At 42.5% G+C, this 25,301-nt stretch carries 24 protein-coding genes; 15 read left to right on the forward strand and 9 right to left on the reverse strand.

Annotation, left to right across the window (positions count from 1 at the left end):
• Positions 1–3: 3 nt before the first annotated feature.
• The 3 genes from J3L18_RS16055 to J3L18_RS16065 are packed head-to-tail and all read left to right on the forward strand — an operon-like array spanning position 4 to position 2,492.
• Positions 4–303: a hypothetical protein gene (locus J3L18_RS16055; protein ID WP_129569340.1), complete on the forward strand. Its 300-nt coding sequence runs from the start codon at positions 4–6 to the stop codon at positions 301–303.
• Complete coding sequence (locus tag J3L18_RS16060) at positions 303–911, forward strand: HAD family hydrolase (protein ID WP_129569339.1); 609 nt, start codon at positions 303–305, stop codon at positions 909–911. The genes J3L18_RS16055 and J3L18_RS16060 overlap by 1 nt, the downstream gene beginning before the upstream one ends.
• Before the next feature lie 54 nt (positions 912–965).
• Positions 966–2,492, forward strand: a complete 1,527-nt coding sequence (locus tag J3L18_RS16065; protein WP_129569338.1) for a S41 family peptidase — start codon at positions 966–968, stop codon at positions 2,490–2,492.
• Between the two features lie 124 nt (positions 2,493–2,616).
• Here the strand turns inward: J3L18_RS16065 and smc are convergent, their stop codons facing one another.
• The 8 genes from smc to J3L18_RS16105 form a co-directional block, all read right to left on the reverse strand.
• A complete protein-coding gene (gene smc / locus J3L18_RS16070; protein WP_129569337.1) occupies positions 2,617–6,159 on the reverse strand; it encodes a chromosome segregation protein SMC in 3,543 nt (1,180 codons plus the stop codon).
• Between the two features lie 224 nt (positions 6,160–6,383).
• Positions 6,384–7,169, reverse strand: a complete 786-nt coding sequence (locus J3L18_RS16075; protein WP_091163018.1) for a PhzF family protein — start codon at positions 7,167–7,169, stop codon at positions 6,384–6,386.
• Between the two features lie 224 nt (positions 7,170–7,393).
• A complete protein-coding gene (locus J3L18_RS16080) occupies positions 7,394–8,821 on the reverse strand; it encodes an early set domain-containing protein (protein ID WP_129569336.1) in 1,428 nt (475 codons plus the stop codon).
• Positions 8,821–9,795 carry an aspartyl protease family protein gene (locus tag J3L18_RS16085; RefSeq protein ID WP_129569335.1) on the reverse strand — a complete coding sequence of 325 codons (975 nt, stop codon included), beginning with the start codon at positions 9,793–9,795 and terminating at the stop codon, positions 8,821–8,823. The genes J3L18_RS16080 and J3L18_RS16085 overlap by 1 nt, the downstream gene beginning before the upstream one ends.
• Positions 9,796–9,856: 61 nt before the next feature.
• Positions 9,857–10,522: an ATP-binding cassette domain-containing protein gene (locus tag J3L18_RS16090; RefSeq protein WP_189549203.1), complete on the reverse strand. Its 666-nt coding sequence runs from the start codon at positions 10,520–10,522 to the stop codon at positions 9,857–9,859.
• On the reverse strand, positions 10,504–10,827 hold the full coding sequence (locus J3L18_RS16095; protein ID WP_129569333.1) for a hypothetical protein: 324 nt from the start codon (positions 10,825–10,827) through the stop codon (positions 10,504–10,506). The genes J3L18_RS16090 and J3L18_RS16095 overlap by 19 nt, the downstream gene beginning before the upstream one ends.
• A 294-nt stretch (positions 10,828–11,121) precedes the next feature.
• Positions 11,122–11,973, reverse strand: a complete 852-nt coding sequence (locus J3L18_RS16100) for a methylated-DNA--[protein]-cysteine S-methyltransferase (protein ID WP_129569332.1) — start codon at positions 11,971–11,973, stop codon at positions 11,122–11,124.
• A 97-nt stretch (positions 11,974–12,070) separates the two neighbouring features.
• Positions 12,071–12,424, reverse strand: a complete 354-nt coding sequence (locus tag J3L18_RS16105) for a DUF488 domain-containing protein (protein ID WP_208102429.1) — start codon at positions 12,422–12,424, stop codon at positions 12,071–12,073.
• Positions 12,425–12,539: 115 nt separating this feature from the next.
• Here J3L18_RS16105 and J3L18_RS16110 point away from each other — a divergent pair, with 115 nt between their 5' ends.
• Positions 12,540–13,259 carry a 2OG-Fe(II) oxygenase gene (locus J3L18_RS16110; protein WP_129569331.1) on the forward strand — a complete coding sequence of 240 codons (720 nt, stop codon included), beginning with the start codon at positions 12,540–12,542 and terminating at the stop codon, positions 13,257–13,259.
• Positions 13,260–13,306: 47 nt separating this feature from the next.
• Positions 13,307–13,921, forward strand: coding sequence for a hypothetical protein (locus J3L18_RS16115; protein WP_129569330.1), 615 nt, complete (start codon positions 13,307–13,309; stop codon positions 13,919–13,921).
• Here the strand turns inward: J3L18_RS16115 and J3L18_RS16120 are convergent.
• Complete coding sequence (locus J3L18_RS16120; protein ID WP_129569329.1) at positions 13,918–14,613, reverse strand: Type 1 glutamine amidotransferase-like domain-containing protein; 696 nt, start codon at positions 14,611–14,613, stop codon at positions 13,918–13,920. The genes J3L18_RS16115 and J3L18_RS16120 overlap by 4 nt on opposite strands.
• A gap of 481 nt (positions 14,614–15,094) precedes the next feature.
• On the opposite strand from J3L18_RS16120, the gene J3L18_RS16125 reads away from it, so the two are divergent.
• The 10 genes from J3L18_RS16125 (at position 15,095) to J3L18_RS16170 (ending at position 25,298) form a co-directional block, all read left to right on the forward strand.
• Positions 15,095–16,288 carry a sensor histidine kinase gene (locus tag J3L18_RS16125; protein WP_129569328.1) on the forward strand — a complete coding sequence of 398 codons (1,194 nt, stop codon included), beginning with the start codon at positions 15,095–15,097 and terminating at the stop codon, positions 16,286–16,288.
• 10 nt (positions 16,289–16,298) lie between these two features.
• A complete protein-coding gene (locus J3L18_RS16130) occupies positions 16,299–16,994 on the forward strand; it encodes a LytR/AlgR family response regulator transcription factor (RefSeq protein WP_129569327.1) in 696 nt (231 codons plus the stop codon).
• Between the two features lie 103 nt (positions 16,995–17,097).
• Positions 17,098–17,475: a response regulator gene (locus tag J3L18_RS16135; RefSeq protein WP_090531434.1), complete on the forward strand. Its 378-nt coding sequence runs from the start codon at positions 17,098–17,100 to the stop codon at positions 17,473–17,475.
• 72 nt (positions 17,476–17,547) lie between these two features.
• A complete protein-coding gene (locus J3L18_RS16140; RefSeq protein WP_129569326.1) occupies positions 17,548–17,790 on the forward strand; it encodes a PqqD family protein in 243 nt (80 codons plus the stop codon).
• 2 nt (positions 17,791–17,792) lie between these two features.
• Positions 17,793–18,848 carry an ATP-grasp domain-containing protein gene (locus J3L18_RS16145; protein WP_129569325.1) on the forward strand — a complete coding sequence of 352 codons (1,056 nt, stop codon included), beginning with the start codon at positions 17,793–17,795 and terminating at the stop codon, positions 18,846–18,848.
• A gap of 9 nt (positions 18,849–18,857) precedes the next feature.
• Complete coding sequence (locus tag J3L18_RS16150) at positions 18,858–20,213, forward strand: type III PLP-dependent enzyme domain-containing protein (RefSeq protein WP_129569324.1); 1,356 nt, start codon at positions 18,858–18,860, stop codon at positions 20,211–20,213.
• On the forward strand, positions 20,210–22,366 hold the full coding sequence (locus J3L18_RS16155) for an urea transporter (protein WP_129569323.1): 2,157 nt from the start codon (positions 20,210–20,212) through the stop codon (positions 22,364–22,366). The genes J3L18_RS16150 and J3L18_RS16155 overlap by 4 nt, the downstream gene beginning before the upstream one ends.
• Positions 22,348–23,526 (forward strand): tetratricopeptide repeat protein, encoded by a 1,179-nt coding sequence (locus J3L18_RS16160; RefSeq protein ID WP_129569322.1) that lies wholly within the window; start codon positions 22,348–22,350, stop codon positions 23,524–23,526. Before J3L18_RS16155 ends, J3L18_RS16160 begins: the two co-directional genes overlap by 19 nt.
• Positions 23,514–24,134: a tetratricopeptide repeat protein gene (locus J3L18_RS16165; protein WP_129569321.1), complete on the forward strand. Its 621-nt coding sequence runs from the start codon at positions 23,514–23,516 to the stop codon at positions 24,132–24,134. Before J3L18_RS16160 ends, J3L18_RS16165 begins: the two co-directional genes overlap by 13 nt.
• Positions 24,135–24,392: 258 nt before the next feature.
• Positions 24,393–25,298 (forward strand): PepSY-like domain-containing protein, encoded by a 906-nt coding sequence (locus J3L18_RS16170; RefSeq protein WP_189549201.1) that lies wholly within the window; start codon positions 24,393–24,395, stop codon positions 25,296–25,298.
• Positions 25,299–25,301: the final 3 nt, after the last annotated feature.

Genomic DNA, 25,301 nt, shown 5'->3' on the forward strand with positions numbered 1-25,301 from the left:
TATATGAGCATTTTAATTACCGCCGCCACGTCGGCACAAGCCTACCAGCTCAAAAACAAACTGGAAGGAAAAAATATTATTTTGGGTGATCATATGGACCTGCCTGATTTTATGATCAAAACGGGCAAAATGATATTGTTGCCCAATCCAGCTTCGGCAAGTTATACACATGAAATGCTAACACTTTGCCTGGATAAGAGCATCGATTCGGTTTATTTATTAAGGCCTGATGAAACTACGCTCTTACTAAAGGCCGAAACCCTTTTTAAAGAATACGATATAAACCTACACGTAATTGCTTAATGGACTATAAGGATATTGATAAACGTAAAACAGCTTTTATTTTTGAGTTAGATAATGTGCTTTATCCGGCAAAGGATTATTACTTTCAGGCTTATTACCTGTTTGCAAACATGCTTGAATATATTGAGCTGATAAATGCAAAGGCCGCAACCAAAGTGTTAACGGATACGTATATAGCTGAAGGGAAGGATGCCGCATTTAACCGTTTGACGGAGCAGTTCCCGGTGGCCGAACAATACCGCGATAAATTTGAGAACCTGCTTTTAACTGCCAAATTACCGCTAAAACTGCTTTTATATCAAAATATACTTACCTTAATGCAGGATATTGTGGTCGACCGCAAAAAATTGTTTATTGTAACTAACGGCAATGTTCAGGAACAGGTAAATAAAATTAAACAAACCGAATGGCACGGGCTGGAAAAATATCTCCGCTGCTATTTTACCGAAGAAACCGTACCAAAACCCGAACCAGATGTAATTAACCTGCTTATTCAGGAACATGGCCTCCAGCGTAAAGAAATAGTGATGATTGAAAATTCGGAAACAGATAAGCTTTGTGCCGAAGCCAGCGGCATTGACTGTATCAGTGTTGAAGACTTTTTATAGTATTACCTATAACATACTTACTAACAAGGCGTTTTAATACTTAAACTCAAGTGTATGAGAAAAATATTTTACTTTTTAGCCCTTATTTCCGTTGCATCGATATCTGCCTGTAAAAAAAATAAACCTATTAGTAACGGCGATGATGGTACTACCGGCCCGCCAAGCACCGGTACCGCACTTGATCGTATAAGAGATTCTGTTTTTTTATATCCACAGGAAACCTATTTGTGGTACAACCAGCTTCCAACCTATAAAAACTTTCAGCCCCGTAATTATGTCAGTACTGATACTATCACCGGGTTAAGCAGCGAGGTTGACCATTTATCGCAATATGCCATAAATCCGGCAAGCTCTCAACCGTACGAATATTATGATAATACCGGCACGGCCAAATATTCGTTTATTGATGATGGATCGGTATCAAATGAATTGAGCGGTAATGGCGGCGACTTCGGTTTTTCGGTATTCTACCCTACGCGTTCGGATCTGAGGATCAAATATGTATACCCTGGTTCACCTGCTGATAAAGTAGGTATTAAACGCGGGTATCAGATCACCAAAATAAATGGGCGTACCGACCTTGCTTACGATGACGGAGGTTCGACTACCCAATTTGTAATACAAGCCTATGCATACAGCAAAACTATCAGCATGACATTGGCCAGACCGGATAATACTACCGTTGATGTAACGCTTAATACTGCTAACTATACCATAAACCCTGTTATTACTTATAAAACACTGGACGCCGGCTCGGGCAAAAAAGCAGGCTACATGGTTTTTAATTCTTTTACTGATAAAACCAATGCCGGTCCTAAAATATTAGAGGCCTTAAACAGCTTCACTGGCATTTCCGATTTGATCGTTGATTTAAGGTATAACGGTGGCGGATCCGTAGAAACTGCAGAATACCTTGATAACCTTTTAGTACCATCGGCTAAGAACGGCACTAAGATGTATACAGCTTATTTTAATGATAAGCTTACAAACGATAACTATACCTTGTTTAAAAACCTTTACGAAATACCCAAAGGATTTTTTTCGGTAAGCAACCAAACTGTTAATTTCCAAAAACAAGGGTCACTTAATTTAAGCCGGATATTCTTTATAGTTGGTAGCGGTACTGCTTCAGCAAGTGAGTTAACCATTAATAACCTGATCCCTGAACTGGATGTTGAATTGATCGGCTCTGTCACCTATGGCAAGCCTGTTGGTTTTTATGGTATTGATATCAATAAATACCAATTGTATATGCCAATGTTCTCCACACGAAATTCGGCAAACAATGGCGATTATTATACCGGTATGACACCAGGACAAGGCATTTATAAAGGTGTTAGCGCTGTCGACGATCTGACCAAAGATTTCGGCGACCCTACCGAAGGTTTATTAGCACAGGCTCTAAGTTATATCTCTACCGGCAAGTATAAAACCGGTTCAGTAACAACCCAAAGCCTGGCTACCTCTTCAAAAAACGTACTTTCGGCCGATCAGAAACGTGCGATGGAACAGAGGTTCACCCGCAGCAAAGTAAAAGGTTTGATGCTTAAAACACCATCGGTGTTTAAAAAGAAGAAATAAAATTTTTCCGTATCATTTAAAGGCGGAGGGCTGAAAAGCCTTTCGCCTTTTTTATTATGCTAAAGCTTGCCGTAGTTGGTGACAACGGCGCGAGCTTTTAGCTTTCCGCCTTAGGCTTTAAGCTCTAATCAGCCAGCTCCCTTAAATCAACGGGAACAACGCGGGAAATCCCCTGCTCAACCATGGTTACGCCGTAAATAACATCTGTACTTGCAATAGTTCGTTTGTTGTGGGATACAATGATGAATTGAGAGTCTTTGGAGAAGGTACGGATAATGTTATTGAACTTATCAATATTGGTATCATCAAGCGGCGCGTCAACCTCATCAAAAATACAGAAAGGTGCAGGCTTAAGCAGGTACAGCGAAAAAAGTATAGCGGTTGCCGTAAGGGTTTTTTCCCCGCCCGATAGTTGGTTGATGGATAATGGTCGTTTACCTTTTGGCTTCGCGATGATATCGATATCTGACTCGAGCGGATGATCAGGATCAGTCAGGATCAGATCGCATGAATCCTCTTCATTAAACAGCGAGCGGAATACTTTAATAAAGTTTTCGCGCACCATAATAAACGCGGTCATGAACTTATCTTTCGCGGTATCATCAATCTCCTGTATGGTAGCCAGCAATGATGCTTTGGCTTCACTCAGGTCTTTCTTTTGCGCCTGGATAAAAGTATAACGCTCATTCATTTCGTTATAAGCCTCTACCGCCATCGGATTTATGGCGCCAAAATCATCCAGCTGTTTTTTTAGCTTTTCGGCTTTCTCGCGCAGGTCCTGCTCACTTTCACCTTCGGGTACTTCGCTTTCCGGCAGGTCTTCAATATCTATATTAAACTCAACCGAAAGACGCTCTTTCAGCGCGTTCAGGTCTATCTTTAAATTATTTCGTTCGTCGCGCAGCTCATTCTCAATAACTTCGCTGTTTTCTTTTTTGCGCCTCAATGAGCTTACCTGACTCTCATTTTCGGTGATGAGGCCGCGCCATTGATAGTACTCCTGTTCGGCTTGTTGTGTGGCCTTTTCCAGGTTTTCCTTCTGCTCATACATTTCAAGCAGGTTGTCGTCGGAGTTATCGGCCAGTTTCAGGTTTTCCTGTATAGCAACTTTTACTTTTTCAAGCTCGCTGCTATTTTGCCTTATACGTGTTTCAAGGCTTTCCTGCTGGGTATCCCGATAGTCAAGGTCTTTCATTAAACCCGATACCTTATTTTGTTGCTGATGAAAACGGATGTTTTCCTGATTGTAGGCGTTTGACTGTACGGAAACGTATTCGTTCAGCTCGTTAAAAGCCATCTGCTTATCGGCCAGTAAATCACTTTGGATCTGCCGCTGGGTTTTCAGCTCGGCCAGTTGCGGCTGCAAGGCAGCCATTTCATCTTTGATCCCTGTAATTTTGCGGGCGATATCTTCTTTACGGTTAAGGCTGTTTTCAATAAAAGTTTGATATTGCTCCTGGCGGGTTTTTACAGTGATCAACTCGTTATTTAAACGGTTCAGGATCTGTTGCTGTTCATTGATCTCAGCTGCCTTGGTTGACGAACGTAAAGCTGCAAGCTTGTTCTGTAATTCTTCAGACTTCGTACGAAATGAACCCACCTGGTTCTCTATTCCCCGGATCTCTTTAGCCAAATTCTCCAGGTTTTTAGCACGCCCGATCCTTTTACCTTCAAACAAACCCACAGACCCACCGGCCATGGTATGTTTTGATTTATTGAACTTACCGCTCTTGCCGATTAACACAACGCCCTGCGGTAAAGTTTCGTTATTGATCTGGCCTTCTTTATCGTCATCAACCAGGTAAACACCTTTAAGCAGGTAATTACAAAGCGGCAGGTAACGTTTCTCAACCTCAATTACCCCAAGGGCCGGTACGGCATCTGTTCTTTCAAAATTAACCTGCGCAGCTACCTCATCAGCATAATTGTTCAGCACAAAAAAGTTTGCACGCCCCTTAGCCGAATTACTGAGCAGGTTGATAGCCTTCACCGCGTCGTCATAGCTTTCAACTACGTAGTAGTTCATGAGCGGCTCCAGGTAGTTTTCAATAGCTACACGAAACTCCTCTTTACAAAAAAGCACATCGCTAAACAGTGGTGCATTTTTAGCCCAATCGGCATTCTTTTTCAGGAACCTGATTGACTCCGGGAAACCTTCCAAACTATCAACCATACTTTTGGTAAGGTTGTATTCGTTTTGCTTGGCATCAAGGCGACGGCTCTCTTTTATAATGGTATCCTTAACCGAGTTCAACTCAACATCGGTTTCGGCAATTTGTTCTTTTAGCTTATTTTCAAACTCAACAGCCTGCTGAAATTCATCATCGAGTGTTTCCTTGCGGTATTGCAGCTCGGCAACCACCTGGTTAAAGTGCGAAAGCTCCACCTCTTTATTGGTGGTATCTTCCATATTACGCTGGCTTTCCTGCTCCAAAGCCTGTTGCTGAATTTGTAATATATCCAGGTCCTTTTCAGCTTTGTAAGCCTGGTTTTGCAGGCGGGTATTGATATTATTAAGCTCGTTGAGCTCATTACGGGCTTCGGTTTGTTGTGCACGTAATTCGTCAACAGCCTCCTTTAAATCAGAAAGTTTGCTTTGGATCGTTTGCAGCGCTTCATCCTCGGTGGCCTTTTCCTCATTTAAGCGTTTAATGTTATATAAAACGTGGTTCAGCTGGTTTTTATCGCGTTCTAACTCTTCAGTCAGACGCGATTCCTTATCTTGTTGAAACTTCAACTGTTCATTCTTGATCTTCTTTTCGCTTTCGTAAGCGCGGATCTTGGAAACAAACTCGTTGGTTGTTTTTTGCTGAACAGAGAGGTTTTTTTCTTTGGTGATGCTATCCAGCTTTTGTTGCTGTAAAGTCGCTTCCAAAGTATCAATCTGGGCTACGATATCGCCCTTCTCGGCCTTATGCTTTAGCTCCTGCTCCTCTATCTTTTTTAATGATTCGCTGAAAGCCACGATCCTGAACGAAGCCAGCATAATGCTCAATGTTTTATACTGCTCCTTGAGACGATAGTATCGTTCAGTTTTCTTCGCTTGGTTCTCCAGCGATTTGAGGTTTTTCTCAATCTCAAACAGCAGGTCATCAACACGGGCCAAATCGGCCTCTGTCTCTTTCAGCTTACTGAAAGTTTGCTTTTTGCGGAGCTTGTATTTAGAGATGCCCGATGCTTCCTCAAACAGGTTACGGCGTGAGCCCTCCTTGTTGGTAATGATCTCATCGATCATCCGGAGCTCGATGATAGAATAGGAGTCGGAGCCGATACCCGTATCCAAAAAAAGATCAGTAATATCCTTTAAACGGCACTGTACATCGTTAAGTCGGTATTCGCTTTCGCCCGTGCGGTAAAGCTTACGGGTAAGTGTTACCTGCGAATAATCGGTTGGCAGTACGTTTTTTGTATTATCAAAAGTGAGGGAAACTTCGGCAAGGTTAGCCGATTTACGGCTTTTGGTACCGTTAAAAATAACGTTATCCATTTTCTCCGAACGGAGCATCCGGGTGCTTTGCTCACCCAAAACCCAACGGATAGAATCAACAACATTTGACTTACCGCAACCGTTAGGGCCTACAATAGCGGTAACGCCCTCATTAAAATTGATGGTTATTTTATCGCCAAAACTCTTGAAGCCTTTGATTTCTAAACGGGTAAGCTGCATTTAATTTGTTAAGTACCTTGCAAAGTCCAAACCTCCAAAGTAATTATAAATAATTGAGTTTTGAAAGTATATTTTGATTTGAGGTGAAAGGAAAAAGGCTAAAGGTGAAAGGTTGATGTAGTTAATCATTGCGAGCGCAGCGCGGCAATCGCTTGCTTTACAGAGCAGCTATGCTTCTGTGCAATTACTTCGTCGTTCCTCCCTGCAATAACATGAGGAAGAAATCAAACCCTGATCTCCCCCTTCAGATAAGTAACCGCTTTACCGCTCATCAATACCCTATCACCTTTAAGCTCGCACCAAAGCTCGCCGCGGCGGGCCGAAAGCTGATAGGCATGGAGGCTATCTTTACCAAGGCGTTTTGCCCAATACGGGATCAGGTTACAATGTGCCGATCCGGTAACCGGGTCTTCGGGGATGCCTGCGCCGGGGGCAAAAAAGCGTGAAACAAAATCAGAGTTATCGCCAGGAGCGGTGGCTATGATCCCTACCGTATCCATTTTTGACATGGCGAAGAAATCGGGCGTAAGCTCCCTGATATCCTGCTCGGTTTCATAAACAATGAAATAATCACGCGAGCGCAAAAATGCTACCGGCTGCTTTTCACCAAGCGCTTCGGCCAATCCGTTTGGAGCCTCAATTGGGATAGGTGGCCTCGACGGAAAATCCATAGTATATTTATCGCCATCGCGCTTTACAATTAGCGTTCCGGCCTTTACGGTTTCAAAATGAATTACATCTCCCTCATATCCCAGCTCCGAAAATAGGATATGAGCAGATGCCAGGGTAGCATGCCCGCAAAGATCTATCTCATACTCGGGCGTAAACCAGCGCAATTTGTAGCCATCCCCATTTTTCACAAAAAAAGCGGTTTCGGCAAGGTTGTTTTCAATGGCTATCATTTGCATGGTAACATCGGGCAACCATTCATTAAGCGGACAAATTGCCGCCGGGTTACCGCCAAAAAGCTTATCGGTAAATGCGTCGGCTTGGTATATGGGGATGGTCATAAAAATATTGTATTTTAGCTAATATAACGAGGTGAGCGTCAAAATGCAAGAATATAAGAATCAAGATTCAAGAATACCAGAATCATGTTGCAAGACTGTGAGAATCAAGATACAATACTGCAAGAATCAAGATCTTTATTAATATTTTCCCGCTTCTTAATTCTTTTCTCTTGATCCTGACCTCTTGGCTCTTATCTCTTGGTTCTTATCTCTCGATTCTTTTCTCACTCGATCCATAAAACGGAATTGCCCGAATTATATTGGTTAGGTTCGTAAAGTTTATTGCCCGGGTCTATCATCCATTTATCATCCACAATAAACTTGTACAGTTGCTTGCCTGGTTTCAGGTAAACACTTACCGTCCACTCTTTACCGTTAAAAGCAAGTGTATAACCAAAATCATCAAAGTTATTAAAACTGCCCGCTAAATGAACCTTTTTAGCATTACTGAAGCCGCTTAGCTTAAACGTATAATTGGGCTTCACCGAAATATATGAATTAACAACGCCGCCCTCCATCATATTACGAGGGTTTTTGGGATCGGTGATCCAGTTATCATCCACAACAAACTTATAGCCATAATTGCCCGGCGGAATAATTAAGGACGATGCCCAGCCCGTTTTGGTTTTGGTAAGCGGGATCAGGCCATGTTCCCAATTATTGAAGCTTCCGCCAACGTACACTTTCTTTGCATTGGTATAACCATCAAGCTTAAATACAACCGTTTCGCCAAGGTTCAGCACTGAGTTGGTATATCCATCAGCGCCCTGGATCTTATTAGGATTAGCTGGATCGGTGATCCATTTGCCATCAACCAGGAAACGATACGCCTGTGTGCCTTCGTGCAGGTAAAGCTGTTTTTGCCAGCCTTTGGGACTTTTCTCGAGGACGATATTGTTAGCGTCCCAATCATTAAAACTCGCTGCCAGTGTTATTTTATGGGCATTGGCGTATCCGTTCAGCTTAAAAGTGTAGTTATAACGAAAGTATATTGAATTATCGTCATGATCGCTCACCAGGTTGTTATAACGGTCACTGGTCCAATGGCCATCCACAATAAATTTATATTCATACTTGCCGGGTTTCAGCTTTATGTCGGCAATCCAACCGCTGTCGGTTTTGGCCATGATACCTTTAAGGGTGCTCCAGTTATTAAAGTTACCTGATAACAGTACCCTTTTACTTTGGGCATAACCGGGCAAAAAGAAACGGGTTAATCCAGATGGTAGTTCATGAACGGTGATTTTAGCAAAGTTATTGATACCGAAGCTAACATCAGCCGGATACCCCGGCGACTCATTATCATTGTTATCTATTTTAGTAGTTATCAGGTAAGGAGTAACTTGCGGGTTCAGGTTAAGGACCTCAAGCGGCCTGTCGAACTCTATTATATTTCCCCGTTTTCCGGCCATTGCCCAGCCGTCTTTTTGCAGTGCGGCGAAATCGCCTTTTAAAATCGCGGCGGCATTTGCTCCTTTTAACCCCGCCTTTTTTAGCAGACTATCGACCTCCGTTTTAGTCGACCGCATATCAATAAGCAGCCTTAGGTTATCGCCGCCCATAACCAGCTTACCGCGTTTTTGCGCGCTTGCAGACAAAGCCATGCAAACCATCGCAAAAAAAACAATAACTATATAGGCCCCTCTTTTCATTACTGATTATTGTAAATGTACATTTCAAATTCTTTTTTAACAAAGTTGATGGTGAATATGCCCCTTACAAAGAAATCGTAACCCAATACACCATCTATTGTGTAACCATAAGCGTTCCCCATTTTTTCGAGATTAGTGATCAGGATCCGGTTTTTCATATACTTGCGGTCGCCCACAACCAGGTTATCAAAACGGGTATAGATCACCTCGATAGAAGTACCGCCAATCCCCATAATTTTTGAGCGGCTAACTACCTCCATATCGGGCATTAGCTTTTTTGATCTCCTGTAATCGAGCAAACTGGTTTCTGCTGCGCTGTCAAAAGCGAACCAAAGCGAATTATCATTAACAGTGCCCTTCATTAAAATAACATCATTAAGCATGCGGAAAGGGCTTACCATAAACCGGTCGTGAAATACTTTCTCAGCCGGAGGGATATTGCCGTTTTCGTCAAGCTTTTGAATATATAGTGTATTACGGAACAGATCGACTGTAATGGCAAAATCTGAAAATAAGCGGGTACCCAGCAATCCCAATATTTTGATCCCTTTACTGTTTTCGATAGAGGACAGATCGGTAACATCGGCCCTGAGCCTTGGATAATGTAGGTCAAGGATGTTAAAATTACGGATATAAGTAGTAAAAGAACTGCCGGCAACTCCGTTGATTCCTGCAGATTCCTGCTCAGCTACGTGTGGCAGATCCCTAAAATAGGTTTCATTTAAAACCAGATACGGCGCGCCGGTATCCAGCACAAAATTACCTTCAAGGGTATCGATCTGGGCTTCAATAACAATCAGGTTACCAGCTCGTTTTATGGGGATGACCAAGGTTTTAAAATCGCCGGTTGGTGATGGATCAGGATCGGGTTTTGCACTTTTAAAGGTGATGCCATTGATAGTCACTTTCTCGCCGCCCGCCGCACTGAAGCAACAGAAAACTAAAAAAAAGATCAACAGATAAACCTTAGGCATCGTATTAAATACTATACCTAATAGACCCTCATTTTATGCCTTAAGTTACACAGTCTAACAATTAAATAATGTGACCGATGTACCCGTACCTGATCAGATCATCAGGGCTGTTGATGGCTTTGGTGCTCCCGTCGGTAATTAGTACTATTCTATTGGCCACGTCAAGGATATTATAATACTGATGATCGGTAACAATGATACCTTTTACCTTAGCGCATTTACGAATGATACCCTTAAACATTTCTGCCTGCACCGGCGAAACATGAGTAAATGGCTCATCGAGCAATATAAAATCTGCCCGGCTGTAAATACACATCAGGGTTTCCAATTGCCTGAGTTCTCCGCCGGATAGCTGGCCGGGCTTTTTGTGATGATGATCCTGGTAAATTGACAATGAGGTAAATTCATCAGTAAATTGAGGGTCGATAATGGTACCAGCAAGGCTTTGGATCTTTATATTTTGCGGCAGATAATTGTGCTGGGGCAAATAAGCTACCCGACCATCGTCATAACCTTTATAAATGTGTTTATCGTCGATGCTGACGTGCTTGTAAGTTGGCTTCAGGCTACCGAAAATAACCCGCAGCAGCGATGACTTGCCACAGCCGTTGCGGCCAAGCAAACCTACCACCTCGCCCTGGCGGCAATCGAGATAAATATCCTGTAAAATTTTGCGTCCATCAAACTCGAGGTGAACGCTGTCGGTTTTTAAAATATACTGACCCAATATTTTACCAGTTTTAAGAGTGATAGCAGTATTCCGTAGGCCAGGGCATCGCACGTAAGGGCGTACAGGTATAACTTGTCGATCCCGTAACCTGCATTACGGAAGTAGAAGAAGGTTTTAGTTGAGTTGTAATTATAATACCGGAAGCCGATGATTAAACCATAACTCATTATTTTAAAAATGTATGATTCTACAATATTAACCTCTCCGCGAAACAAATAGTAGATGCAGATCATGTTGATGGTCATGCACCATAACAACATCGACTTATAAAAATACCAGGTGATTTTTATGGTGTTACGCATTCAGCTAATCATGACAGGTGAGCTAAAATAACGCAGGTTGTGGCTTAAAATTTTCCTCGCAGGCAATTCTATTTTGTTCGCCCGCTGGCTCTCCTGGCGAACAGGTTCGGAGATGCGGTAACTGCAGACACAGTTTTTGATGAGCCCGGCACTTTACTCCACACTGATGCGTTGTTCCAGTGATCTGTAAAACGGGACATACTCATTTTTATGTTTACGTCCACGCTTACTTTAGCGTTGCTATGTAAGCGCGGACGCTTGAGGGCAATTGCATATCCCCCTTGCTCACAAACCTTATTCAACCCGCTCCTTTAGCGCTGCTTCCCAGCCTATTATTGCATTTTTACGGGTACTGCCCCAATGATACTGGCCGATTTCGCCGGTTGATTTGATTACCCGGTGGCAGGGGATCAGGAATGCGACGGGGTTACTACCCACCGCTGAGCCGACTGCTCGGTAAGCATTTTCGCTGCCTGCTTTTTTGGCAAGTGAGCCATAAGTGGTTAATCCGCCGGGAGGTACTTTCAATAACGTCTCCCACACCTTGATCTGGAAATCGGTCCCTTTTAAATGCAGCTTGATCTCGTCCAAACGGCTCCAATCCTGCGTAAAAATAAATAAAGCGTTCTGCTGGATCCTGTCAACTAACTGGTTGAATACCGCGTTAGGAAAACTTATCTTCAGTTGCTCCAATGCTTTCTCTTCGCCCTCATCAACAAACGCCATGTGGCAAATCCCTTTAGCAGTGGATGCTACGATCACCTTACCAAAAGGTGTATCTGCAAACGAATAGTTGATATGCAGCATGGCTCCGCCGTTACGGTATTCGCCGGGGGTCATACCTTCTACCTTAATAAAAAGGTCATGCAGCCGGCCACCTCCCGAAAGACCTGTTTGCAGCGCGGTATTAAAAACATTCGCGTCTTCATGTTTCAAGATTTCCTTGGCATGCTCCACACTCAAATACTGCAGGAATTGTTTTGGGGTTACCCCTGCCCAATCCTTAAACATCCGTTGAAAATGAAAGGGGCTTAAATTAACATGTTCCGCAACTTCGTCCAGTTTAGGCTGTGCCTTAAAATTCTCCCTGAAAAAGCCAATCGCGTCGGCTATGCGGGTATAATCTATCTCTTGTTGAGTTTTCATAAAGCCTTTTTTTAATAAATTCAATTGTGTTTTTTGTATTTATAACACAAAAGTACCAGCCTCGTCTATGCTCAACAATCCGATTCTTGCGGAGTTTTCAGGCGATATGCTCTTCGATTATCTTGCTTAAAACTACCGCATTATTTAATTTCGGCTCTTTTGAAGAAAACACCAGCGTCACCGTTTTATGCTGTCTGATATAATCTACCAATTTATCCAAAGCCTTTGCACCCTCAATTTCAGTGCGGTATTTTTGGTTAAAGGCTTCAAATTTCTCAGGATCATGGTTGTACCATTTTCTTAGTTCGTTAGATGGAGCTACATCTTTAAACCACTTGTCAATCCGTTGGTCCTCCTTTTTTATCCCCCGCGGCCAAAGGCGGTCCACCAAAACCCTAACGCCATCTGCCTCGGTATAAGGTTCATAAACCCGTTTAAGTTTAATCTTCATGATAATGTATTTTAATACTTTTTCTTCGATGGAACCGACAGTATAAATTCCGCAAGAATCGGATTGCCTGCCAATCTGCCTAACCATAGCTTTGATCCTATTCAAAATAACAAAAATGACACCGGAACAAACACTTAAAGATCGTATCAAAAATCTTGATTGGGATCAAATTAATAAAACATTACATGACAACGGTTTTGCAATTGTTAAACAGGTTTTAGGTGAACGCTACTGCGATACATTGATCAGCTATTATGACGCAGATGCTTACCGTAAAACCGTCAGGATGGAGCGCTACAGATTTGGATACGGCGAATACAAATACTATAAATACCCGCTTCCTGCAATTATAACCGATTTAAGGGAGAGCGTTTATCCGTACATCGTACCTGTGGCCAATAAATGGATGAATGAACTTGGTTTTGACAAACAATTCCCCGGCACCCATGAAGAAATGAAACAGTTAAGCCATGAAGCCGGGCAAACCAAACCCACAGCCCTGATATTGCAATACACAGAAGGCGGATTTAACACCCTGCACCAGGACCTTTACGGCGAGGTATATTTCCCCATCCAAATGGTTTTCATGCTCGATCAACACAACAGAGATTATACCGGCGGCGAATTTGTAATCACCGAGCAAATTCCGCGGGCGCAATCAAAAGTTAATGTACTTACCCCTGGCATGGGTGATATGGTTTTATTTACCACTAACTTTAGGCCAGTAAAGGGAAGTAAAGGTTATTACAGGGTAAATATGAAGCACGGCGTAAGCCCGGTTCACAGCGGTAAGCGCCATAGCCTGGGCATTATATTTCATGACGCGCTGTCTTAAACAGATTGATGTGACTTTGATCCTGACCATTGAAAACAACGTATAACATGTTGCAGAACCGTGTAAATCCATTTGGACAACTTATTAAAACAACAGCGCGGGGTGCCTGGCTTGGTAACCGGGGCGTAATCCATAATGAGGACAAGGAAATTGTACGCGCTTTCAAAATTAAAGCCTGGATAACCTGCGCTTTGGAGTTCAGGGGCCGACACCGGGAAATCATGCAGCCCGACCGCTGGACTGAACTCTTCTTCCTTGATGAAGCCACGGCATTTTCAGCAGGGCACCGGCCTTGTTTTCAATGCAGGTATAAGGATCATCAACGATTTAAAGAGTTTTGGCTAAAAGGCAACCCTCAATACGGTTTTGACATGAAAACACCGGTAGCCAAAATAGATGACATTTTGCAGGCAGAGCGCATTACAGCTGATAAGTCAAAAGTTACCTATCAAGAAAAACTAAAAGCACTGCCCAACGGCACATTTGTAATTTATGATGGCAAATCACATTTACTCAAAGATAACCAGTTGTATTTATGGAGCCCTGCCGGATACCTAAAAGGAATAAGGCTGCCCAATGTGGATATAATCACAGTACTAACTCCCCGGTCAATTGTGAACATGTTCAGTGCGGGGTATGTGCCTCAAATAGGGATTTATTAAATATTTTTTAGCGGCCTGCCATAATCTCGGGGAGTAAATAATTTCCAATGCCCCTCAGAAATAATCTCGACGGCTCCGTCAGTCACTTTAATTGCGGTTTGATCGTCAATAGCGTATGATGGTACTGGTATGGAAGCAACCAGTTTCTCAATATTGTCCAGCGAATTATTCGGGAACCACTCATGATCCAAATGCGGGTGGATAGCAAAGTCAACAAAACTTAATGACTTATCGCTATCAGCCGGCAGGATATGGTTGCCATAGGTAGTACCAAAGCAGGTCATGATCATACTACCGGCACTCAAGCCAACATATACCATCTTTTGTAAAAGCGAGGGCAGCAGATCCGCCAGCCCGGATTGCTGCATCCAATAGGTCAGGTACTGGCAGTCGCCGCCACCTACCAGTAAAACATCGGTTTCCCGGAGCATATCAACCCATAACTCTTTTTTGATACTGGGTAAGGCGGTAAGTTCCAATAAGCCCAGCGACTTCCAACCCAATTGGCAAAAGGGATCACCTAAGGACCCGCAAATAACCCTTCGTACTATGTCGCCGCCATTGGGTATGGCATATATCGCGGTAGGGATAAAAAGGGCGTTCGCTTCGGCAACCGGTTTGCCCAACAGCTCTACCAAAGCATTTTGAATACTCATGTTGCTGATTCCGGCAGATGTAAGAAGTAGCTTCATAATTTGTTGGATTATAATCAATGTTAATAAAAACGCTGGATTAAATTCATAAAATATCCAAAACTCCCCCTCCATCCATTCAATTACCCCGTTCGTCGGTACAAAATTTCAGATTAAAACCTCAGGGCTACCTTTACACCATCAAATAATAATTTGATCAGTGATAAGGTTTAGGTGACAGCCCCCAAGCAGCGAGTGCAAGGGGGCTTTCTTATCTATCTACGCATCCCTATTTTAGGTAAAACACGCCGCTCCCCCCGTTCATCTATACAATTTACCGGTTCACCGACACATGGTTGTTAAAACTACCGCTCATCTTCACCTTTGATTTATAATTCAGAAGCAGGGACACTGAATTATAGTTTTTTTCGTATAAGATGAAGCACCTGTGCAATGTACAGGTGCTTTTTTTAAATTAGATGCTAAAATATGTGCCAGCCAGTAGCTCCGGCATTGATGAATAAAAGAATCTTAAAATAAAATGATCCGCTCAAAAGCAACCACTTTTTTCATTCATGCTGCAGGCTGGCTTGTGTTTTTAGGGTTCCCGCTATTATTCATGAACCGCACACAGCAAAGCAGCGCCGGCACCTATGCCGTCCTGTTTTCGCCTTACTACTGGCTGTTTTGTCTCACCTATATATTTATGTTTTACCTGAACGCCTGGTACCTGGTGCCAAAGTTCGTGTTCCGTAAAAAATATCTCTGGTATGGGATTATTGTGCTATTACTTTCAGGCTGTGTTTACTTTTTGCAGCCTTTTGATAACCTGCTTCTTCACAATCTCATTAAAGGGAATAAACCAGTAGCAACAACAGCCCCCAATCCGCAGTCTATAGGACCGCAAATTACACCAACCGGAATTGACAGCTCAGCACCTGATCAGCAAAATATGCCTTTTGGCCCGTTGCCGCATGAGGATCTGCGGATGCAGGACCCCAGCCTTAAACCCACCAACCGAATTATCTTCATTCATCAATCCGGTAATATTGATATGGTAGGCTTATTTATTTTTATCATTGTGATGGGGCTGAGCGTTGCCATTGCCACGGTTCAAAAATGGCAGCTTACCGAGCAGATGGTTACCCGTGCCGAGGCCGAAAAAGCCCATGCCGAACTCTCTTTTCTTAAAGCCCAGATCAATCCTCATTTTTTATTCAACACGCTGAATAATATTTATGCCTTATCGGTCACCAATAGCGAGCATACTGCCGAGAGCATCATGAAACTCTCTAACATCATGCGCTATGTAACCGATGAGGTAACGGAGGATTTTGTTTTGCTGCAAAATGAAATTGATTGTATCAATGATTATATCGATCTGCAACGCCTGCGCCTCGGCAAAAAAACAAAGCTCGATTTTGAAGTTTCGGGCAAGATTGACAATCAAAAAATTCCGCCCCTGATACTGATGACCTTTATTGAAAACGTTTTTAAATATGGCGTAAGTAAACACCAGCCATCAGTTATTGATATTTGCTTAAGGGTAAACGGCAACCAAATGCTGTTCATCTGTAAAAATACCATTTTCGAAAAACGACCTGCCACCGAACGGAAAGGGATCGGCATTGCCAATAACCGCCAGCGCCTGCAACATATTTATCCTAACAAACACCGGCTTGACATTAGCGTGGCCGATGGTGATTACATTGTTGAACTGGAGATTAACGCTTAAACTGTTTATTATGCAATTAAAATGTGTAGCCATTGATGATGAGCCGCTGGCCCTTCAAATAATTGAAAAATATGTAGCCGAATATCCCGCGCTAACATTGGTTAATACTTTTGAGGATGCCATATCGGGCGGGGAATACCTGAAAATGAACAAGGTGGATGTGCTGTTCATAGATATTAACATGCCTGATATTACCGGTATCGACCTGGTAAAATCATTGACTGATAAGCCAATGATTATTTTTACCACTGCCTACAAAAATTATGCGTATGAAGGTTACGAACTGGAAGCGGTTGATTACCTGCTGAAACCGATCAATAACCTGCGCTTTGGCACAGCGGTTCAAAAGGCAATTGGCTATTACCAGTACAAACATACCGATACCCCAAATGAAAGCGATTTTCTGTATGTGCATTCAGAATACAGACTGATCAAGATCAACATTAAAGACATTGAATACATTGAAAGCATGCAGGATTACATCAAGATCCATATGCTGGGCGTAGCCAAACCCATACTAACACTGATGGCCCTGAAAAGTGCAATTGAAAAACTGCCTGCATCAAAATTTATCCGCATCCACCGCAGCTTCGTGGTAGCGCGTGATCAGATTAGGTCTATTCACAACCGCAAGGTAAAACTAACCAACGTAGAGCTTCCTGTAGGTACAAACTATACCGATTTTATCAAAGACTGGCACAAATAATCAATTCATCGGCACATTAAAGGCGTTGAACGACACATTATTTTACAGCCCCTTAAATAGCCGCAACTTTATATTATTAAAATTGATACTAATCCCTAAAGTCATGAAAACAGCAGGCGATAAAAAAACCATCTTAGTACTTGATAAAAACAGCCGGATGTTATCGGTAATTGATGACATTATGTACTATGGTGATTTTAATGTGCATTTAACTTTTGACCCTAATGCTATATATGATAAAGCTAAAATGATTAATCCGGATTTGATCATTTTGGATTATTTGTTGGTAGATAACGATTGTGAACTGGTTTGCCGGGACTTTAAGGACGATAAGCAGCTGTGCAATGTACCTATCATTATTGTAACCGCTTTTAAAACAAAAAAAGCACAGGCCGACTCCTATAAATGCGATGCCTTGTTTGTAAAACCGCTGGATATGGAAGTGCTTGCATCAAGGATAGAATACCTGATGGCATCCTGAAGCTGGTTTTGTAAACTCATATAAACCTGCTAAGTTTAGCTTTTATTAATTAAACAACCCTGCACTTATAAAATGAAACTCAAGAGCAACATAGCCACCAGCGAAAACGGGTTTATTTTTAACCCTGCCACCGGCGATTCATTTTCCGGCAACGGTATGGCGGCACAGCTGCTTGAGGCTATGAAAAGCGGCAAAACAGAAGATGATATTAAGCAGAATATTCTGAGCAGATACGAGGTGAGCGAAAGCCAGCTTAACAGAGATTGGGATAATTGGATGCTGCAGCTAAAAGAAGCAAACCTGCTCGAAATTTAAGGATGATGGCAAACAAGTACGCTAATTTATGTATTGCTGTTACCGGGCTTAATGCAAATGACAATCCGGGGCCGGGGATGGCAGTCATCCGTTGTTTAAAAGAGTGTTTTAGAGATGGTTTGCGCATAATTGGACTGTCGTATGAGTCGCTGGAGCCCGGGATTTACCTGCGGGATCAGGTAAACAAAACTTACCAGGTCCCCTATCCAACCGAAGGTACGACAGCCCTTGTTGAACGTTTGGCATATATCAACGGACAGGAAAAGCTTGATCTCATTATCCCCAACTTTGATTCCGAGCTGTTCAATTTTATAAAGATAGCGCCGCAATTGCAGCAAATGGGCATAGCAACTTATCTCCCAACACACCAGCAACTGGCGTTAAGAGATAAGGTGAACCTAAAAAATTTTGGCACAAAAAATGGCTTTTATGTGCCCGCCGATCATAAGCTTTACACAACCGATGATATTAAAAAAGCGGCTGATGAATTCAACTTTCCTATGGTAATAAAAGGTAAGTTTTATGATGCTTATGTTGTATACACGATGGATCAGGCATTGAAAGCCTTTCATCAATTGTATGCAGCCTGGGGCGTACCGATAATAGCGCAGCAATACATCAAGGGCAACGAAATCAACATCTCAGCCCTTGGGGATGGTAATGGCGGCAATATCAGTTTGGTGGCTATGCGCAAGCTTTATATTACCGATAAAGGGAAAGCCTGGGCGGGTGTTACAATTAAAGATGACAAGCTTACCCAACTGGCCAACAACTTTGCCCGCGCAAGCAACTGGAAAGGGGGCTACGAAATGGAGGTCATGAGCGATGCAGAAGGGCATTTATACATATTGGAAATTAACCCCCGGTTTCCGGCATGGGTTTATTTAACTGCCGCCGCAGGCCAAAACCAGCCTGCGGCATTAGCTAAAATAGCGATGGGTGAAAGCGTTGAGCCTTATGCCGATTACCAGGCCGGCAAACTGTTTGTCCGGTATTCGTGGGACCATATCGCCGACATCGCCGATTTTCAGCAGATCTCGGCGTTTGGCGAATTATAATTTATAACGATGGAAAAGCTGCCATACGAGAAACCATATATAAAAAAACTACAGGCCGGCGCCCTTAACAAATTCGGCTCCCGCACTGGTTTGCAGCCCGTTAAAAGTATCGATGGCGTTTCGGTTAAAAGCCTGATCGAAAACTACGGTTCGCCGGTGTTCGTATTGTCCGAAAAACAGATCCGCAAAAACTACCGGGCTGCATACCGCGCTTTTAGCACCCGCTACCCAAAAGTACAATTTGCATGGAGCTACAAAACCAATTACCTCAACGCCGTTTGTCAGATTTTTCACCAGGAAGGCAGTTGGGCCGAGGTGGTTTCAGGCTTTGAATATCGTAAAGCTTTAGGTAATGGCGTACCTGGCAACAAGATCATTTTTAACGGACCGGGCAAGTCCATCAATGATTTACAGCTGGCCATCGAACATGATTCGCTGATCCATATTGATCATTTCGATGAGCTTAACCTACTGCTTACATTAAGTAAAAACCTGGTCAATAAACCGCGTGTGGCCATTCGTATAAATATGGATACCGGCGTTTACCCACTTTGGGACCGCTTTGGTTTTAACTATGAAAATGGAGAAGCCTGGTCGACAGTTACAAAGATCACAGGCTCGGGAAGTCTGCAATTGGTGGGCTTGCATTGCCATATCGGTACCTATATGCTCTCTGCCGATGCTTATGGTATAGCAGCTAATAAACTGGCCGAACTGGCTGTTCGCTGCCAGACCGAGCTTAATCATAAAATAGAATATCTTGATCTGGGAGGCGGCTTCCCCTCAACCAATACGTTGAAAGGTGCTTACCTGCCGGGAAATGATACCGTGCCGACGATTGATGACTTTGCTGAAGTCATAACTTCGGCTTTGCTCAATTTTGGCTTTGCCAATGATGATCTGCCGCTGCTGATATTGGAAAGTGGGCGTGTTTTGATAGATGATGCCGGTTACCTGCTGGGCACTGTTATCGCCAACAAACGTTTAGCCAATGGCAAAGGCGCCGCCATTGTTGATTTTGGGGTCAATATCCTGTTTACATCTTTTTGGTATGAACACCAGGTAAGCCCAGCCCAGGATTTTGCTGCACATACCGAAAACATGGTGATATACGGACCGCTTTGTATGAACATTGATGTGATCAGGGAAAGCATTAACCTGCCCCTACTAAATCCCGGCGACCAGGTAGTAGTGCACAAGGTTGGCGCTTACAACATGACCCAATGGATGCAATTCATCACTTTAAGGCCTGCTGTTGTGTTGATAGACGAGAAGTTGCGTACGCATCTCATCCGCAAAAACGAAACATTGGAATATACTGCCGAACCAGAGTTAGTACCCGCTCATTTAAATAACAACAAGTGAAGCAAATTCCAGCATTCATAAAAACCGTCATCAATTCCTATTCGGTTCTGTTTTTTTCTCAAAACCGGGTATTGGGGATTATTTTGCTGCTGGTATCATTTTTCAATCCGGTATCCGGCTTTGCAGGGTTGAGTTGTGTCATTTTCTCTTTGCTGATAACAAAATTGTTAAAACAGGATAACGAAGATTACCGGGTAGGAATTTACAGCTTTAACTGTTTATTATTAGGGATAGCATTTGGTGCTTTTTTCCAGGTTAATCTAATGTTTGTGACCTGGCTGGCGGTTGCCTGTTGCCTGGTAGTGCTTGCTACCATTATTATGTCAAAGCGCATGGGTAAACCGGGTTTACCTATACTTTCACTGCCGTTTATCCTGGTTTTCTGGCTTGTATTGCTGGCATCCAACAGCATCTTCAACACTGGATTATCACAAAAAAGCAGCTCCCTGCTCGAAGAAATTTACACCGGCCCGGGTAACCTGGCCGGCGCCGAAGGTTATCTTGCCACAACGTTGCCCAAACTGATGAGCTTATTTTTCCGTTCATTGAGCGCAATTCTGTTTCAGCATAATATCATAACCGGAATACTTATTGCTATGGGGATACTTGTGCATTCGCGCATTGCATTCAGCCTGCTTATCATTAGCTTTTTAACGGCCTGCGGGTTTAACAACATCACAAATACCTACCCCGAGGGTATCAGCTATTACCACCTTGGTGCCAATTTAATGATGGCTTCAATGGCTATAAGCAGCTTTTTCACCATCCCATCGTTACGCTCTTACCTGCTGGCAATTGTTTGCGTCCCTTTGGGTTTCATACTCATTAATGCCCTTACCACACTCATGGCCTTGCATGCGCTGCCTGTTTTTTCGTTACCGTTTTGCGTGCTAAATATCAGCCTGCTTTATTTTTTAAAGTTGACCGGTCATCACCCCAAATTGCAGTTAACCATAGCACAGCATTACTCGCCCGAAAAAAATCTTTACCATGTTTTAAACCTGCAAAACAGGCTGAACGATCTGAAATACATGAGGCTCAATTTGCCGTTTATGGGCTATTGGACGGTTTCGCAGGGCTACAATGGTGCCATTACCCACAAAGGCGAATGGGGCCAGGCGCTTGATTTTGTGATTACGGATGATGAACAAAAAACATTTCAGCATCCCGGTACCCTTCCTGAACATTTTTATTGTTTTAATAAGCCGGTACTGGCCTGCGGCGATGGCGTTGTAGAACTGGTTGTAAACCATGTAGAAGATAATGATATTGGCGAAGAAAATCTGAAAGAAAACTGGGGTAATACGGTAGTGGTCCGCCATGCCGCGGGGCTTTATTCCAAACTATCGCACCTCAAAAAAAACTCGATAAAAGTTAAACCTGGCGATATTGTAAAACAAGGCGACCTGCTGGGGTCTTGCGGTAATTCGGGCCGCTCACCAGAGCCGCATTTGCATTTCCAGTTGCAGGCTACCCCTTATATAGGGTCTAAGACATTGTCTTATCCGCTCGCATATTATTTTACCAAAAAAGGTGGTCAAAGCAGCCTTTTAAGCTACGGGATCCCAAATGAAAACGAATTAATAAGCAACCCCGAAATCAATGCACCGCTCAAAAAAGCATTCGATCTGCAACCGGGCTTCGTATCTAAATTAGTTAATGAAAACGGCGTAACCGAAGAATGGGAAGTTTTTAAAGATGAATTAGGACAGTCATACATCTACAGCAAAACAACCGGTGCCATTGCTTATTTTATTAATAACGGCACTATGTTTTACTTCACGAGCTTTTATGGCGATAAAGCATCGCTCCTCCATTATTTTTACTTTGCCGCATATAAAGTTATTTTTAACGATGCAGGATATATCCAGGCTAATGATGAGTTCCCGGTATCACTTACTCATAACAAAACATTGCTTTGGCTGCAGGATTTCATTGCGCCTTTTTACCGGTTCATCAGCATAAAATATAAAAGCGGGATCCAGCTAAAAAAAACAGGGCTAAATATTGTATCCAAACAATACCAGGAAATTGCAGGTAAAACAATACCACTTGCCGAATCAACAGTTTTTGTTGATCATGGCAGCCTGCAAGCCTTCATTATAAATACAAACGGTCAGCATATTGAAGCACAATGGAGTACAGAAAATTAACCATACTTTTTGCCTTGCTATTTGCTGCTCTTGTAACCCGTGCACAAGATAATAAACTTGCTACGGCCGATAGTACCGCCGAACAATTGTACAATGCTGGCAACTGGAAACAACTTATCAGGTTTGTAAATCAATCGGTTGCCGATAGTGTAGACTCGCCCGCTTTACGCTTTAAGGCAGGATACGCTTATATGCTTACCAGCAATTACAAAGCTGCCATTTATCAGTTTAACCAGGTTTTACTTCAAGAACCGCAAAATGTCACTGCATATTTATATACTTACTACTGCAACACCTACATCAACAACAATAACGCTGCGTTTTATAATGCATCGCATTTAGACACTGCAACCCTGCGTGCTATCAAGTTATCAACCTTTGGTTTAACTGATGCTGTTTTAGAAAGTGGCATAAAATTGCCTAATAGCAACGAACGCGACAACGGCTTTTTTGAACGCGCGGGTATCGGTTTAAGATTATCGTGGCGTTTGCAGTTGGACCAATCATTTATGTTTTTCAAACAGAATATATTCAGATCGGGCTATATTGATTACTTTAATCAAACAGGTAAAACCGACCGCCAGTTTGAATATTATGCTAAAGCGAAATATTCTTTTATTAAAAACATCAGTTTACTTGGCGCTTACCATTATTTACATACCAGCTACCGGAGCAATATTTACCAAAGCAACCTTGGGCTGTTAGGAGTAAAATATGATACCCGTTACATTGATTTGCAGGGCGATATTAACTTTGGCAAACTCATTAATAAAACCCTAAAACAATATAATGCCAAAGTGGATTTTTATCCACTGGGAAACTTGAATCTATACACCACAAGCAGGGCATCGGTACTGAATTTAAGCGGAGTAACTCATTTCATTTATAGTCAGTCGTTAGGATTTAAAGTATTAAATAAAACGTGGCTGGAAACAGTCGCTACTTTTGGCAACCAGGATGATTACCTGGATGCAGACGGGCTTTATGTGTATAACGCTATCGATCCTACAAAATTTAAATGCGGTGAAAGCGTTTTTTATCAGTTAGGTAACCATGCCTTATTGAATTTAAATTACTTTTATGAAAAGAAAACAGACATTTACCGGGCTGTTAACTATAACCAAAACTCTGTTACGTTAGGTATAACATGGAAATTTTAAAGAAGACGTTTATTCCCATTTTTTTATTTGTATTTGCAGCACAATTGCAGGCACAGACAAATGTGGTGCTTCAAAAAGCTTTTCACAACAGTTATACCAATGAATTAAACAAAAACTACGTTGCTGCCATTGCCGATATTTATCCTTACTATTCGGAAAATAATTATGAGATAGCCATCAGGCTGGGTTGGCTCCATTACCTCAATAAAAACTACACTGCTTCGCAAACTTATTATCAAAAAGCAGTTAACCTGAAGCCTGGCGCTATTGAGGCTAAGTTTGGTTATATAAAGCCGCTCTCTTTTTTGCAAAACTGGGATAGAGTGCTGGAACAATATCTTGCTATCCTGAAAATAGACCCGCAAAACACGCAGGCTAATTATTGGGGAGGCGTAATTTATTATAACCGCAAACAATACGAACCCGCTATTAAGCTTTTCAGAGTAGTAGTAACGCTTTACCCTTTTGATTATGACGGCAACCACATGCTGGCCTGGTCGATGCTTATGGCTGGAAAAAAAGCTGATGCGAAACCTTTTTTTGAAAAAGCGCTGATCATTAAACCTGCAGATGCCTCGAGTACTGATGGCTTAGCCAGGTGTAACTAAAAAAACTAACAAAACATTTTATGTAGAGACGCATTTGATGCATCTCTCGCGAGATAAAGCACACCTAACAGCGCTTAACATTAGGTAACTTGCATATAGCAGACGCTGTGATACGTCTCTACATTGGTCCTCATACATCGATTTAAATCCGCTGTTTGTCGACACATTTCCCGACGACCCGATTTTCCAAATTAATTTTAATTAAACCTGTCCGAAAAAAGGCAGCGCTAATTATCAATTTAAATTAATTCTATGAAAATGAAATCATTTTACGCCTCACTATTGATGGTCGGCACAATAATCGGCCTGGCATCATGTAAAAAGGAAAACGCTTCAAAATCAGCTTCGGCCGGCAGCGTTTCGTCATCAGCCGTCACATCAACCGGCGCCATCGCTATTAGCCTTGCATCGTCCGGAACTACTACCGACAGCGTTTATATGGTTGGCTGCTATGGCAAGCATGATACCAAAGACTCCGTTGCTTTTAGCACATTACCTACAGTTATTGGCACTTACCTTACAGCCAATTACAGCGGTTATACATTCAAAAAAGCATACTCCATTACTGATAGTACTAAAACAGTTATCAACTACATTGTAGTTATCAGATACAACAGCGCTTTGGTTGGCCTCAAATTCACTGCTGCTGGTACGTTTGTAAGCATCCTTGAGCAACGCGAAGGTGTTGACCTTAAAGGACCAGGATGGCACTTAGGCGGATTCTTTGATAATCGTGACAGTAAACACCGCGATACCATTGCTATTTCGGCCCTTCCTACTGCTGTGAGCAACTATTTTTCAACAACCTATCCAACAGATACTTTGTTGCATGCCTCTATCGCACCTGATAACGTATACATTTTGATAAGCCAGAACGGGGTACTTTACTCAACAACGGTAACCGCGGCAGGCAAACTTGTAAAACGTATTCAGATAGAAAAACACGATTTAAAACATGCTGTAGTAGCTGAAGCTAACTTACCGGCTGCTATTACCACTTATCTTACTGCTACTTATCCGGGCTACGTATTTGATAAAGCATTTTCTGAAAGCCCCGGCGGAACCCTGCAAGGTTACGTTGTATTGATTACATCAAACAATACCAAATACGCTTTAATTTTTAATGCGTCGGGTACATTTGTCAGAGTCCTGCCTATCCACTAAACA

This window comes from Mucilaginibacter gossypii (genome assembly GCF_017569325.2).
Lineage (GTDB): Bacteria > Bacteroidota > Bacteroidia > Sphingobacteriales > Sphingobacteriaceae > Mucilaginibacter > Mucilaginibacter gossypii.

Excerpts from the sequence above, each read along its gene's own strand:
- J3L18_RS16135 (WP_090531434.1), top strand. The coding sequence starts at position 17,098 with ATGAAAACAGCAGGCGATAAAAAAACCATCTTAGTACTTGATAAAAAC.
- J3L18_RS16130 (WP_129569327.1), top strand. The coding sequence starts at position 16,299 with ATGCAATTAAAATGTGTAGCCATTGATGATGAGCCGCTGGCCCTTCAA.
- J3L18_RS16150 (WP_129569324.1), top strand. The coding sequence starts at position 18,858 with ATGGAAAAGCTGCCATACGAGAAACCATATATAAAAAAACTACAGGCC.
- J3L18_RS16120 (WP_129569329.1), bottom strand. The coding sequence starts at position 14,613 with ATGAAGCTACTTCTTACATCTGCCGGAATCAGCAACATGAGTATTCAA.
- J3L18_RS16165 (WP_129569321.1), top strand. The coding sequence starts at position 23,514 with ATGGAAATTTTAAAGAAGACGTTTATTCCCATTTTTTTATTTGTATTT.
- J3L18_RS16100 (WP_129569332.1), bottom strand. The coding sequence starts at position 11,973 with ATGAAAACTCAACAAGAGATAGATTATACCCGCATAGCCGACGCGATT.
- J3L18_RS16055 (WP_129569340.1), top strand. The coding sequence starts at position 4 with ATGAGCATTTTAATTACCGCCGCCACGTCGGCACAAGCCTACCAGCTC.
- J3L18_RS16080 (WP_129569336.1), bottom strand. The coding sequence starts at position 8,821 with ATGAAAAGAGGGGCCTATATAGTTATTGTTTTTTTTGCGATGGTTTGC.
- J3L18_RS16065 (WP_129569338.1), top strand. The coding sequence starts at position 966 with ATGAGAAAAATATTTTACTTTTTAGCCCTTATTTCCGTTGCATCGATA.
- J3L18_RS16140 (WP_129569326.1), top strand. The coding sequence starts at position 17,548 with ATGAAACTCAAGAGCAACATAGCCACCAGCGAAAACGGGTTTATTTTT.
- J3L18_RS16110 (WP_129569331.1), top strand. The coding sequence starts at position 12,540 with ATGACACCGGAACAAACACTTAAAGATCGTATCAAAAATCTTGATTGG.
- J3L18_RS16145 (WP_129569325.1), top strand. The coding sequence starts at position 17,793 with ATGATGGCAAACAAGTACGCTAATTTATGTATTGCTGTTACCGGGCTT.
- J3L18_RS16075 (WP_091163018.1), bottom strand. The coding sequence starts at position 7,169 with ATGACCATCCCCATATACCAAGCCGACGCATTTACCGATAAGCTTTTT.
- J3L18_RS16085 (WP_129569335.1), bottom strand. The coding sequence starts at position 9,795 with ATGCCTAAGGTTTATCTGTTGATCTTTTTTTTAGTTTTCTGTTGCTTC.
- J3L18_RS16160 (WP_129569322.1), top strand. The coding sequence starts at position 22,348 with ATGGAGTACAGAAAATTAACCATACTTTTTGCCTTGCTATTTGCTGCT.
- J3L18_RS16095 (WP_129569333.1), bottom strand. The coding sequence starts at position 10,827 with ATGCGTAACACCATAAAAATCACCTGGTATTTTTATAAGTCGATGTTG.
- J3L18_RS16170 (WP_189549201.1), top strand. The coding sequence starts at position 24,393 with ATGAAATCATTTTACGCCTCACTATTGATGGTCGGCACAATAATCGGC.
- J3L18_RS16060 (WP_129569339.1), top strand. The coding sequence starts at position 303 with ATGGACTATAAGGATATTGATAAACGTAAAACAGCTTTTATTTTTGAG.
- J3L18_RS16115 (WP_129569330.1), top strand. The coding sequence starts at position 13,307 with ATGTTGCAGAACCGTGTAAATCCATTTGGACAACTTATTAAAACAACA.
- J3L18_RS16105 (WP_208102429.1), bottom strand. The coding sequence starts at position 12,424 with ATGAAGATTAAACTTAAACGGGTTTATGAACCTTATACCGAGGCAGAT.
- smc (WP_129569337.1), bottom strand. The coding sequence starts at position 6,159 with ATGCAGCTTACCCGTTTAGAAATCAAAGGCTTCAAGAGTTTTGGCGAT.
- J3L18_RS16125 (WP_129569328.1), top strand. The coding sequence starts at position 15,095 with ATGATCCGCTCAAAAGCAACCACTTTTTTCATTCATGCTGCAGGCTGG.